Origin of the sequence: Thalassotalea sp. PLHSN55, from assembly GCF_052030545.1 — a bacterium.
Classification (GTDB): domain Bacteria; phylum Pseudomonadota; class Gammaproteobacteria; order Enterobacterales; family Alteromonadaceae; genus CANMXU01.
The window spans coordinates 317,009-329,390 of sequence record NZ_JBPDIH010000004.1; the positions used below are offsets into that span (position 1 = coordinate 317,009).

At 39.9% G+C, this 12,382-nt stretch carries 13 protein-coding genes; all 13 read right to left on the reverse strand.

The annotated features are described in order from the left end of the window. Window positions 1-48 precede the first annotated feature (48 nt). Window positions 49-510, reverse strand: a complete 462-nt coding sequence (locus ACRRSQ_RS09920; RefSeq protein WP_440875578.1) for a DUF2802 domain-containing protein — start codon at window positions 508-510, stop codon at window positions 49-51. A 60-nt stretch (window positions 511-570) separates the two neighbouring features. Continuing rightward, window positions 571-1,056 carry a chemotaxis protein CheW gene (locus ACRRSQ_RS09925; protein ID WP_440875579.1) on the reverse strand — a complete coding sequence of 162 codons (486 nt, stop codon included), beginning with the start codon at window positions 1,054-1,056 and terminating at the stop codon, window positions 571-573. A gap of 101 nt (window positions 1,057-1,157) precedes the next feature. Further along, window positions 1,158-1,943, reverse strand: coding sequence for a chemotaxis protein CheW (locus tag ACRRSQ_RS09930; RefSeq protein WP_440875580.1), 786 nt, complete (start codon window positions 1,941-1,943; stop codon window positions 1,158-1,160). Next, complete coding sequence (locus ACRRSQ_RS09935) at window positions 1,944-2,720, reverse strand: ParA family protein (protein WP_440875581.1); 777 nt, start codon at window positions 2,718-2,720, stop codon at window positions 1,944-1,946. A 26-nt stretch (window positions 2,721-2,746) separates the two neighbouring features. Further along, entirely contained in the window at window positions 2,747-3,706 is a 960-nt protein-coding gene (locus ACRRSQ_RS09940) for a flagellar motor protein MotB (RefSeq protein WP_440875582.1), read from the reverse strand. Then, window positions 3,703-4,449, reverse strand: coding sequence for a flagellar motor protein (locus ACRRSQ_RS09945; RefSeq protein ID WP_440875583.1), 747 nt, complete (start codon window positions 4,447-4,449; stop codon window positions 3,703-3,705). Before ACRRSQ_RS09945 ends, ACRRSQ_RS09940 begins: the two co-directional genes overlap by 4 nt. Next, entirely contained in the window at window positions 4,442-5,566 is a 1,125-nt protein-coding gene (locus ACRRSQ_RS09950) for a protein-glutamate methylesterase/protein-glutamine glutaminase (RefSeq protein WP_440875584.1), read from the reverse strand. Before ACRRSQ_RS09950 ends, ACRRSQ_RS09945 begins: the two co-directional genes overlap by 8 nt. 52 nt (window positions 5,567-5,618) lie before the next feature. Beyond that, window positions 5,619-7,736, reverse strand: a complete 2,118-nt coding sequence (locus ACRRSQ_RS09955; RefSeq protein WP_440875585.1) for a chemotaxis protein CheA — start codon at window positions 7,734-7,736, stop codon at window positions 5,619-5,621. Between the two features lie 13 nt (window positions 7,737-7,749). Continuing rightward, complete coding sequence (locus tag ACRRSQ_RS09960) at window positions 7,750-8,496, reverse strand: protein phosphatase CheZ (protein WP_440875586.1); 747 nt, start codon at window positions 8,494-8,496, stop codon at window positions 7,750-7,752. A gap of 32 nt (window positions 8,497-8,528) precedes the next feature. After that, a complete protein-coding gene (cheY, locus tag ACRRSQ_RS09965; RefSeq protein ID WP_440875587.1) occupies window positions 8,529-8,912 on the reverse strand; it encodes a chemotaxis response regulator CheY in 384 nt (127 codons plus the stop codon). 115 nt (window positions 8,913-9,027) lie between these two features. After that, a complete protein-coding gene (locus ACRRSQ_RS09970) occupies window positions 9,028-9,711 on the reverse strand; it encodes an RNA polymerase sigma factor FliA (RefSeq protein WP_440875790.1) in 684 nt (227 codons plus the stop codon). A gap of 93 nt (window positions 9,712-9,804) precedes the next feature. Further along, on the reverse strand, window positions 9,805-10,647 hold the full coding sequence (locus tag ACRRSQ_RS09975; RefSeq protein ID WP_440875588.1) for a MinD/ParA family protein: 843 nt from the start codon (window positions 10,645-10,647) through the stop codon (window positions 9,805-9,807). Between the two features lie 90 nt (window positions 10,648-10,737). Further along, window positions 10,738-12,315 carry a flagellar biosynthesis protein FlhF gene (gene flhF / locus ACRRSQ_RS09980; RefSeq protein WP_440875589.1) on the reverse strand — a complete coding sequence of 526 codons (1,578 nt, stop codon included), beginning with the start codon at window positions 12,313-12,315 and terminating at the stop codon, window positions 10,738-10,740. Window positions 12,316-12,382 lie beyond the last annotated feature (67 nt).

Genomic DNA, 12,382 nt, shown 5'->3' on the forward strand with positions numbered 1-12,382 from the left:
TTTTAATTCACTAAATTATTGCGTGACAAATGATGTTGCGAGTAAAAGCTAGCTTTTAATACGATTGCGGTGAATTGATATTAACATTTCCGCCTCAGCTTTTGGTATATCACACTCACGCATAATTTCTTCAATATCAGCACCAAGCTCAACCAGTTTAGACGCCCGGCTGTAAAGTTTATCTTCAGGTTGTTGCTGCTCAATTTGGCTAATCAGTTGTTCTAGCTGAGTTTGTTGCTGCTGAATAACTTTAATTCGATGCTCTAATTGCTTGGTTACCTGCTGATTTTCAAGACCAAGGTCTTTTAGTTCTTCACTTTGTTTTTGTTGTTTATCGACTTCGGCTGACAAACGTAATTGTAATTCGTCAATAAATAATTGATTAGACGAAAGTTCAGTTTGAAATAGGCTTAACTGGTGAGAGATTTTTTTGTAATAAAATACAACAACCGACAAAACCAGTAAAAAAAACAGTACCGCAACAAGTACAATTAATGGTGTGGTTAACATTCTTGTATCCTACTCATAAAAAAAGCCTGACTGTGCAGGCTTTAAGGAAATTAAAAACAACTAAAATTGTTTTAATTCATCCCATTCTTCATCTGAAAGAAGCTTATCTAAATCAACCAAGATCAGTAACTCACCTTCTCGGTTTGATACGCCTTGAATAAATTTAGCACTTTCGTCGTTGCCAACATTTGGTGCAATATCAATTTCAGAAGCTTTTAAATAAACCACTTCTGCAACGCTATCGACTAATATGCCAATAACTTGTTTTTCCGCTTCAATAATCACAATACGGGTATTATCGGTAACCTCGGTTGATACTAAGCCAAAACGAGAGCGAGTATCGATTACAGTAACAACATTACCGCGTAAATTTATAATCCCTAAGACATAAGACGGCGCGCCCGGAACCGGGGCAATTTCAGTATAACGCAGCACTTCTTGCACTTGCATTACATTGATGCCATAGGTTTCACTATCTAGTTTAAAAGTGACCCACTGAAGTACTTCATCGTTGTCACCACTTGCATTACGTCTTTCGTCAGACATACAGCTTGCCTCTTATATTTTATTTGTTCTACTCGCTAATTATTTAACGAATATCTTGTTTTATCAACTTATTAGTACAATTAAATTCGTTTTTATTGAGATTAGATCTGATTTACATTGCAGCCATCGTTTAATAGCTGAATAAAAGCATCAACTTCTAGCAAGGCACACATACGATCTTTTACTAATCCAGCAAGCCAAGGACGCCTTCCCCCCTGTGCGAGCCATTTTACGTCTTCTTGCTCTAGAGTAACGGTATCAATTAAGTTTTCAGCTAAAAGTCCCCATTGACTGCTACCCAACATAATCACGTATTTATAGTCTAGTGATTCTTTTAATGCTTGATCGCATTTCTCTGGCATAACCCAAAGTGCAGTATCAACCACATTAATTTGTTCTTCTCGATGCACCATAACGCCTTTAAACCAATCAGGTTTTCCAACTAACGAGTTGGTTTTTTCTGCATTATGAATGCCACCTAATTCGATTAATGGCACCGCAACCGTTAAACCGGCGACATCGAAAAACATCGCTTGAAAACTACCTTTTCTATAATCGTTTCCTTTTTCAACTATGCTTTGAGCTTTGCTTTTTTTCGTTTCTAAAACGGTATTTTCAGCAACGATGGGCTCTTTAGCTATTACCGGTGTTGCTATGGTTTCTTTTGCGACCGGTTCAATATTGGTAGATTTGCGAGAGATTACCGGCTTTGCTTCAACGACAGGTACGCTTACTGTTTCTAAAAGCTTTTCAAGCTTACTTTCGTCGGCGACTTTTTCTTTTACTGGTCTTGATGATTTAACTTCTGGCAAGGGCTCATCTTCTGTCAGTAATTCCGACAGATAATTTTTCATTAACGTTTTACTTGCCGCTAAAGACTTTGACATTTACTTTTTCACCGATTGCATTTTAATCAAATGCGTTAACAAACTATTATAAGCATAGACACCACGAGACGAATTGGCATAATCAGAGGGAACTTTTTGTGCGACACTGGCATTTCTGAAATTGGTATCTATCGGGATCACCCCTTGCCAAACACTTTCAGGGTACAATTCTTGTAATTTCTTATACGCAAGTAATGATGCCTTGGTACGCTTATCAAACATGGTCGGCACTATGGTAAAGTTAAATTGCTTTTCCTGCTCTCCCTGCATAATTTCCAGCGTTTTCATCATGCGATCTAGACCTTTAAGGGCTAAAAACTCTGTTTGCACAGGCACAATAATGCGATTTGATGCCGCTAGCGCATTAACCATTAATACACCTAAAACCGGTGGACAATCTAAAAGCACATAATCGTATTCATCTTTTAATTGGTTAATGGCTTTTTTTAATACTAAGCCCATACCACCTTTACTACCTAAAGAGCGATCAAGCGTTGCTAAGCCCATTGTTGCCGGTAATATGTCAATGTTCTTATAAGCGGTAGGACATAAGCTTTGCATTATTTGCTCTTTGGTTGATACCTGTACAAATAAATCGTATACGCTAAGCTCTAAATCTTCAGATTCAATACCAAAATAATAACTTAATGATGCATGAGGGTCGGTATCAACTAATAAGACACGATGACCTAGGCCTGCTAATAAACCGCCTAAAGAAATGGTTGTTGTGGTTTTACCAACACCACCTTTTTGATTCGCTATCGTCCAAACTACCAAAGGATTTCCCTAGTTTTTAATCAATGTTAGTTATCTGTTTCATTTTCATTACGCGTGGTAATTCTAATGCCACCATTTTCTAACTGAATAACTCTAATTTCTTGACTTTCATCAGCTGGATCTATTTTCTTAATCGCTTCAACATCTTTTACGCTGATCGTCGGTGTATCTAATAGGTTGGATTTTTCCAAACCATATTTTGAAATAGCGATAACAACTTTACGATTTAGCGCTCGGCCATCGCGCGTTGCGTTATTAGCACTTGGGTAATATTCACCATACCCTTCAATCGCCATTCTTGCAGAATCTAATGATAAATCTTCAAGTAAGTGTAAAATCGCGGTGGCACGATAAACTGACAATTCCCAATTTGACGAAAATATTTCATTATTTATCGGTTGATTATCAGTATAGCCTCTTACTCGAATATAGTTTGTGGCAGAGCCAATAACTTCATAGATAACCGCCAATATTGCCGATGCGGCGTTGGTTGGCGACGCTGAGCCACTTGGGAATAACAAACCACTATTAAGCTCTATTTCAAGCCAATCACCGTCAATTTGTAATTGCGCATACCCTGACTCAATAACATCGTATAAGGCTGTGTGTAATTCTTTTTCCAGTGACGTTAAGTTAGTACCAACTTCACTATTTTCAACATTCGATAATACGGGTTCGCCGTCGACCAGCTCTGGCCCTGCTTGATCTAAGATGTGATTTCCGTATAACGCTTTAGTCGTTTTAGAGCGATTAACCGGTAAAATATCGTCGCCATGGCCGCGATTTTTTGGCTTATCTTTATCTGCTTGAAATACTTTGCCAATTGATTCGGTAATGCTTTCAAACTTTTTTTCATTGACCATTGCCATTGCATATAAAACCACAAATAACGCAAATAATAAGGTCATATAATCAGCATAAGACACTAGCCAGCGATGCACATTATCTTGCTCAACTGTGTGTCTTCTTCTGCGGATCCTAGTCATTCTTTTAGCCTAAAAGCCGACAGTTTGTTTTCAATAGCATGTGGATTCTCAGCGAGAGCGATTGATACCAACCCTTCTAGCATCATTTCGCGGTACATGGTTTGCTGATGGATAACACTGCGAATTTTATTGGCAATCGGGATGTAAAACAGGTTTGCAAAACCAACACCATATATCGTGGCGACAAATGCAGTCGCAATACCTTGGCCAAGCATACTAGGATCGGTTAAATTGCCCATCGCATGTATAAGCCCCAACACAGCGCCCAAAATACCGATTGTAGGGCTATAACCGCCCATTGATTCAAATATATTGGCTGAACGCAAGTTATGCTCGCGGTATAACTCAAGATCCAATTCTAATGAAACTTTAAAATTGTCAACTTCTACGCCATCAACTAGAAGATTCAAACCTTTATTGGTATAACTGTCTTCTTCGTCAGCCGCAGTATCTTCAAGTGCCAAATAACCCGACTCGCGCGCGACTTCAGCCCAAGAAATAATTTTTTCAATTCCTTGCTCAACATCATATTTAGGCGGATAAAACACCCATTTTAGGAGTGTCATTGCGTGAAAAAACTGCTCTTTTGACGACTGCAACATTACGGCACCCAATGTACCGCCAAAGACAATAATAAATGCAGGTAATTCAAATAACGCAGCAATACCGCCGCCATCTAAACTAAAACCAATATAAACCGCAAGAAAAGCAATAATAAGTCCGGCAAGACTTAGCTTATCCATGGTTAATTTCCTTTAACACCGAGGGTGCAACATCATTAATATCGAGTGAGAGTTCACTTAACCCTGCCACTGTTACCGCTTGCGGCATACCATAAACCACACATGATTGCTCATCTTGTGCCCAAATAGTGGCACCTTTACCTTTTAACATTCTAGACCCTTCCCTACCATCAGAACCCATACCGGTCAGCACGACTGCTAAGACTGATCCGTTAAAGATTTTAGCAGCAGAGCCGAAACTAATATCAACACTGGGTTTAAACGCAATTCGTTCAGAATTATCTTCCAGTATTTTTAGTCTCGCTGCATTTTCTGTACCATCGACAATCATTTGACGACCACCTGGCGCTAAATAAGCACAACCTGGTTTTAATACATCACCATCTTCAGCTTCTTTTACCGAAATTTTACACAATGTATTCAAACGGTTAGCAAAAGCATTGGTAAATGCAGCGGGCATGTGTTGGATCATAATAATGGGCAGAGGGAAATCTGCGGGAAGTTTTGTTAGTACTTTTTGCAATGCAATAGGGCCGCCAGTTGACGTACCTAGCGCCAACAATTTGTATTTTTTTCCGGAGCTTCTAAAGTTTGCCGACGATTTAGTGGCACCTGCCGTTGGCGCAGGTTTAACCACTTTTTTATGATCAGTAGATCTCGTGGTTACAGGTTGAGTTAACGAAGAAGCTCTAGCTACAGGCTTGCGAACGGCAAAGCCTTTTCGCCTTGCCAGCTGGGTAACACGTTGTCTAAGCAAGCTACCTGCATCTTCAGAATTTTTAGCGATTTCATTAAACTTTTTCGGCAGAAAATCTAACGCGCCAGCATCGAGTGCATCTAAGGTTGCACGCGCTCCTTGGTGAGTTAACGAAGAAAACATCAAAATAGCGGTAGGCGATTTCGCCATGATTTGCTTTACAGCTTCGATGCCATTAAGTAATGGCATCTCAATGTCCATTGTAATAACATCAGGCTTTAATGCGACCGCCTTTTCAACAGCATCTATGCCATTAACGGCCACATCAATAACCTCAAGATTCTTATCTTGATTAATAATTTCAGTAACACGGCGTCGAAAAAAACTGGAATCATCAACCACTAAAACCTTGTAGGCCATTTATTTTCCTTTCTGTTCAAACAACATAACTAACTTAGTAAACCATCTCTGCTTAACGCAGTTTTTTGTTTACGACTGCTTTTTTGGCGTAATATTTCAGCATGTTAGGAACATCAATAATTAGTGCAATACCGCCATCACTGGTAATCGTTGCCCCTGCCATACCAGGAGTACCGTGTAGCAGGCGATCTAGAGGCTTAATAACCACCTCTTCTTGGCCAATAAGTCGGTCAACAACAAAACCTATTTGCTGGTTGCCAAGTTGTACTATAACAACGTGGCCTTTGTCTCTAGGCTTATCTACGTAGTTTCTGATCAACCACTGGTCTAAGTAAAACAAAGGGATTGCTTTTTCACGAACAATAATTGTCAATTGCCCATCGACCATATTGGTATTGGTTAAATCTAAATGGAAAATTTCATTTACTGCTGCCAGTGGCAATGCAAAAGTTTGCTCACCAATTTCAACCATTAAGGTAGGTAATATCGCAAGGGTAAGCGGTACTTTAATTTCTAATACGGTACCAACGCCTAACTCAGAATCTATATTAACCGCACCATTTAATTGCGTAATTTTGGTTTTTACAACATCCATGCCAACACCGCGCCCTGAAACTTCAGAGATTTCGGTTTTGGTTGAAAATCCTGGCGCAAAAATTAGATTAAATGCTTCTGAATCTGGCATTCTTGCCGCAGTATCTGCGTCTAGAACTCCGCGTTCAATGGCGATAGACTTTAATTTTTCTGCATTCATACCTGCGCCATCATCTCTGATAGTAAGCAGAATATGATCACCTTCTTGCGACGCGGATAGCACAACGGTACCTTCACGCGGTTTACCATTGGCTTCACGAGCATCAGGCTCTTCAATACCGTGATCGACAGAGTTTCTTACCAAATGCACCAACGGGTCAGCTAATGCCTCAACAAGGTTTTTATCTAAATCGGTATCTTCACCTTCAAGAATTAATTTAATTTCTTTATTTAAACTACGAGCTAGATCTCGAACAACACGCGGGAAGCGACCAAAGACTTTCTTAATCGGTTGCATGCGGGTTTTCATCACCGCACCTTGCAAGTCTGTAGTGACAGCGTCAAGGTTTGACACAGCTTTGGTCAGCTCTTCATCTTCTTTGGTCATGCCTAACGTGGTTAATCGGTTTCGAACTAATACCAACTCCCCAACCATATTCATAATTTGATCTAAGCGCTTAGTATCAACACGAACTGTCGTTTCACCTTGAGGCGTTGCTGCTGGTTTAGCTGGCTTTTTACTTTTAGCTGCTGCAGGTTTTGCCGCAGGCTTAGCCGGTGCTGCAGCTTTTGCAGCGGGTGCAGGTACGGCGGTTTTTGGCTGTTCTACCTTAGGAGCAGGCGCTTTAGGTGCAGATTGAGGGCCTTTACCTTGACCGTGAAGTTGATCAAGCAAGTTCTCGAATTCGTCATCATCAATTTCGTCAGAATTATTAGCAGTTGGCGCAGGAGCACTAGTTGCAACATCCGCTGAAAACGCCCCTTGGCCATGCAATTCATCTAATAAAGACTCAAATTCATCATCTGAAATTTCATTACTGTCAGAGCTTGTTGCTGCAGGCTCTGATACGAAAGGAGCAGATTCTGGAGATTTACTGCCATGTAATTCATCAAGTAAACGGTCAAATTCATCTTCTGTCATTTCATCAGACGAGTTAGACGCAGGTGTTGCGTCAGCCGGTGTTTGAACAGGCGTCTCAACAACCGTTTCAACAACTTCAGCAACTGGCGCTGCTTCTTCTGCACCTTCTGGCTGACTTAAACGATGCAACTCTGCTAATAACTCTGGGTCAGCGGCTTCTAACGGTTCAGAGTTTTGTACTAAGACAAACATATCATTTACAGTATCAAGGGCCTGTAAAATAATATCCATAAGTTCTGAATTAACTGAACGTTGGCCGTTTCTCAATAAATCGAAAATATTCTCTGCGCCATGACATACGTCGACTAATTCATTGAGCCCTAAAAAGCCTGCACCACCTTTAACCGTGTGAAAGCCTCGGAAAATAGCATTAAGTAGATCAGAATTATCAGGGTCGTTTTCGAGTTCAACGAGTTGCTCTGAAAGCGCTTCTAATATTTCACCTGCTTCAATTAAAAAATCTTGAAGAATTTCTTCATCTGCTTCAAAAGACATTCAGCAACTCCCGTTAAAATCCTAAACTCGATAAAAGGTCGTCAACATCATCTTGATCCGCGACAACATCATCTCTTTCATCTTTGTTAACAATTGGCCCTTCAACCAAGTTATCACCCACTTTTGGGGTACTCACTTGCCCTTGAGCTTGATCTGAAGAAATACCAAACGCCGTTAACATTCCAATTAGGCTGTCTTCAACTTCTCTAACCAAGTCGATAACTTTACGAATAACCTGCCCAGTTAAATCCTGAAAGTCTTGAGCCATCAGAACATCGGTCATTAACGTATGCATTTGAGCAGTTTCTTTGTTTGTCGTTATCAGCAAAGAGTCAATATCATGACATAAGGTTTTAAACTCAGGTAATTCAAGCTCGTTATTCATTAGCTTAGACCAAAGTGGGTTTACCGAAGCAATTTGTTGCTGAATATTATCAACAACAGGGAAAATTGACTCGACTGCATCCATGGTTTTGTTCGCCGCTTCTTCCGTGCGCGCAATAACGTAATTCAAGCGTTCTTTAGCATCTGGAATATCAGCTGTTGCCAAATCATTCAAGCGTGAGTCCAATTGAAAATTCATTAACGAGTCGTGTAATTGGCGCGTTAACTTACCAATTTCTGCAAACAACTCCGAATTTATTGGGTTTTGAATTTCAGCAATTAACTCATCTGCTTTTTCTTGTTGGCCAGTTTCTAAAAACTCTACTAGCTGTTTTGCTTGCTCTAAAGAAACATGAAACTTTGATGACATTGCCATGTTATACCCTTATTATTTTAAGCAAAAAAACATTACCCTAAACGTTCGAAAATTTTATCGAGTTTAGTTTTTAATGTTGCTGCAGTAAAAGGTTTAACAATATAACCATTTACACCTGCTTGCGCTGCCATAACGATTTGCTCTTTTTTCGCTTCAGCGGTAACCATTAAAACCGGTATATGAGCAAGACTGGCATCAGCACGAATTGCTTTTAGCAAATCAATACCTTGCATTCCAGGCATATTCCAGTCAGTGACTACAAAGTCAAAATCACCACCCTGTAACATAGGTAGTGCAGTGCTGCCATCGTCAGCTTCTGAAATATTGGTGAACCCTAAATCACGTAATAAATTTTTCACTATACGTCTCATTGTTGAGAAATCATCAACAACAAGTACTTTCATATTTTTATCCAAGGCACCCTCCGGTGAGAACATTCTAAAGGTCTGTTTAATTATAGTTTATACCAATCAAAATAAATTTCTGCGCATTTTTCTGTTTTTGATCAATTTATTATGATTATTGATATTCTTAGCTTTGCCACGATTGCATACGGGCTTTTAAGCGATGCATTGCTTGGCTGTGAATTTGGCTGACTCTCGACTCACTTACGTCAAGTACTTGACCTATTTCACGCAAATTCAATTCTTCATCGTAATAAAGCGACAGTACTAAAGCTTCACGCTCGGGTAAAGCAGAAATGCAATCTGACAGTGATTTTTTGAAAACAACTTGTTCCATATTGTAATACGGATTGTTTTTTTCTTCATCATCAGATTGACCTAAAATATCTTCGCTGACGCCGAGATCGTCAATACCGATAATTTTACCGGCATTAACTTCACTTAAGATATGATGGTATTCATTTAAAGAAAGGTCAAGTTTTTCAGCAACTTCTATATCGGTTACGTCACGTCCAAGTTCTGACTCTAAGAGGTTAATCGCTTCGGAAATCATACGACTATTTTTATGAACTGAACGGGGAGTCCAGTCGCCACGACGCATTTCATCTAACATTGCACCGCGAATTCTAATGCCGGCAAACGTTTCGAAACTTGCCCCTTTGGTTGCATCAAAATTATTAGCTGCTTCTAACAACCCAATCATGCCTGACTGAATTAAATCATCAACAATAACGCTTGCAGGTAAACGTGCAAGTAAATGATAAGCGATCCTTTTGACTAAAACACTATGACGTTCAATAAGCACATTCATATCGGTTTTAGTACTGTAAGCATTGGCTTTAACCACATTAGCTCCGCTTGTTGTCTTCTTTTAGTTTTTTCGCACAGGGTTAAACAATCAAAACTAATTATCTAATAATTGCTCAATAAAAAACTCTAAGTGCCCTGATGGTTGATGAGGAATTGACCATAAACCAATTTTAGCGGCTAAGTCTTGAAAAGCGAGTGCAGCAGGAGAATCTGGAAACGCTTCTACAATCACTTGTTGTTTACGTACCGACTTTCTGATGTTTTCATCAAATGGAATAACGGCAACTAAGTCTAAACCTACATCTAAAAATCGGTCGGTAACTTTAGATAGTTTGGCAAATAACTGTTGCCCTTCTTTCGCACTACGTACCATATTGGCAACGACTTTGAATTTATAAACGCCATGATCGCGACTGAGTAACTTCATCAAGGCATAACAATCGGTAATCGAGGTTGGTTCGTCACAAACGACTAACAATACATCTTGAGCTGCGCGGGTAAAACTTAATACCATGTCAGAAATGCCAGCCGCAGTATCAACAATTAGCACATCGAATTCGGTCTGCATATCACTAAAAGCACGTATCAGGCCCGCATGCTCTGATGGGGTTAAATCCACCATGCTTTGCGTGCCAGATGTTGCCGGAATAATTTTTATTCCTGCGGGGCCTTCAATAATAATATCATCAAGTTCACATTCGCCAGACATCACATGCGATAAGTTACGTTGAACTCTAAGGCCAAGCATAACATCAACATTTGCTAAGCCTAAATCGGCATCTAATACCAACACTTTCTTGCCTTGTTGGGCAAGTGCAATAGCAGTATTTAATGAAACATTAGTTTTACCTACTCCACCTTTACCACCTGAAACGGCTATGACTTTAACTTTATGTGCTTGATTCATTTTTCTTAAGCCACTTGCTTGATCTATCATTTATATTCTTCTCAAAAAGCCTTGCTCTACTTTACAAACGCAGAAAAAAGTATACGCAAAACTAACTTATATTACCTACAAACAAAAGTGTTATGCCACATTCATCGCACTCGGTGAAACATTATTCCACCCTTGAGATTGACTCATTGAATTTTTTGCAGACATCTTATCTGCAAGAGTAACCAACTTGACAGCATTTGCAACTTTTATATCTTCTGGAACTCTTTGTCCATCAGTAAGATAACCAATAGGTAAACCATTTTGGATCGAAGTGGAAATTATTTCACCAACACTTAAACTTTCATCAAGTTTGGTATAAATACAGCCTGATAACGGCACTTTTTTGAATCTTTCTACATTTTCTTGCATAACCCGTTGTTGGGTATTAGCTGATAATACTAAATAATTACGAATTTTAACTCTGGCATTAGTGATCAACGTTGACAAGTGATTAGCTAAGCGCATATCTCTTTGTCCCATGCCTGCAGTATCAATTAACACCAATTTCTTTTGGCTAAACTGTTGCAGCAATGCATCTAAGCTTTGATTGTCTTGCGCAAGTTTTACTTGGCAGCCAATAATACGACCATAAGTGACCAGTTGCTCAAAACCTGCAATTCTATAACTGTCGGTAGAAATCATCGCGACTTGATCCGCGCCATGAATTTGGGCAAATCGCGCAGCCAATTTTGCCACAGTTGTGGTTTTACCAACCCCGGTAGGTCCAACTAAAGCGACAACACCACCACGCTGGATAATGTCGTTATTAGTAGTATTTAACTGCTCAGCCACAAGCGCGAGTGCTTGCTCCCAACTGTCTTGCTCGTCGATATGATTAGGTACATAACCGGCTATTTGATCAGCGACTTGTTCGGTCAGTCCTAACGCCATCATACGGTTAACTAATAACGCACGAGACGGATCTTTTTGTGCCATATCTTGCCACATTAAGCCCGATAACTGGTGTTCCAGTAATTGACGAATCGACGCCATTTCTTGTTTCATTTGTGCCATTTCATCAGCATTGTGCTGATTTACTACTCCAATGTTCATTGCATCTGGCATGTCATTAATCGGGGCTTGAAAATGTAAGTCATCTGAAAGGTGGTTATGGTCAACACTTTGCGCTGTTGCTGTAGTACGTTGTGGTTGCGCATTTTGTTGTTGGGTACTGCGTTGTTGAGCGCTGTGTGGCGCAGACGGTGCAGATTGCTGCAAACGCTCAGTAAAGCTTTTAAATTGCGCTTCAATATCATCTTCTTGAGCAGCAACTTGATGACTATTCTCTGCCACTTCTGCACTAGGTTGTACAGGAGCTTGCTGAATTTTTCGATTAAGTAGCGCTGATAAACTATCATTTGCTGGCACAGTATTTTCAGGCTGAGCCACTTGTTCAGTAATAGACGGTTGCTTTGGCGTTTGGCTAAGGCTTACTTTGTCTTCATTAACTCTGCGCTTGATCATAATACTTGGCTCAGGAGAAACAGGCTTTTTAGGTGCTTCAGCGTCGCCTTCGCTAACCGATTGGCTATAATCAACCGCCGCCATTAATTCGACACCCTCAGGGATTTTTTTGTTCGACATTATTACCGCATCAGCGCCTAGCTCTTCTTTTATTTGTAAAAGCGCAGTTCTCATGTCTTTGGCTACAAAACGTCTAATTTTCACTTATAACCCCTTAGTGCTTTTCAGCTAACTTTCTTGTTGTTGATAGTGACATCAACTTGCTAATTCG

What these genes read in the sequence shown, in the direction of transcription:
- ACRRSQ_RS09960 (WP_440875586.1), bottom strand. Translation starts at nt 8,496, where the DNA reads ATGGCAATGTCATCAAAGTTTCATGTTTCTTTAGAGCAAGCAAAACAG.
- ACRRSQ_RS09920 (WP_440875578.1), bottom strand. Translation starts at nt 510, where the DNA reads ATGTTAACCACACCATTAATTGTACTTGTTGCGGTACTGTTTTTTTTA.
- ACRRSQ_RS09945 (WP_440875583.1), bottom strand. Translation starts at nt 4,449, where the DNA reads ATGGATAAGCTAAGTCTTGCCGGACTTATTATTGCTTTTCTTGCGGTT.
- ACRRSQ_RS09930 (WP_440875580.1), bottom strand. Translation starts at nt 1,943, where the DNA reads ATGTCAAAGTCTTTAGCGGCAAGTAAAACGTTAATGAAAAATTATCTG.
- ACRRSQ_RS09955 (WP_440875585.1), bottom strand. Translation starts at nt 7,736, where the DNA reads ATGTCTTTTGAAGCAGATGAAGAAATTCTTCAAGATTTTTTAATTGAA.
- ACRRSQ_RS09950 (WP_440875584.1), bottom strand. Translation starts at nt 5,566, where the DNA reads ATGGCCTACAAGGTTTTAGTGGTTGATGATTCCAGTTTTTTTCGACGC.
- ACRRSQ_RS09970 (WP_440875790.1), bottom strand. Translation starts at nt 9,711, where the DNA reads ATGAATGTGCTTATTGAACGTCATAGTGTTTTAGTCAAAAGGATCGCT.
- ACRRSQ_RS09975 (WP_440875588.1), bottom strand. Translation starts at nt 10,647, where the DNA reads ATGATAGATCAAGCAAGTGGCTTAAGAAAAATGAATCAAGCACATAAA.
- ACRRSQ_RS09940 (WP_440875582.1), bottom strand. Translation starts at nt 3,706, where the DNA reads ATGACTAGGATCCGCAGAAGAAGACACACAGTTGAGCAAGATAATGTG.
- ACRRSQ_RS09925 (WP_440875579.1), bottom strand. Translation starts at nt 1,056, where the DNA reads ATGTCTGACGAAAGACGTAATGCAAGTGGTGACAACGATGAAGTACTT.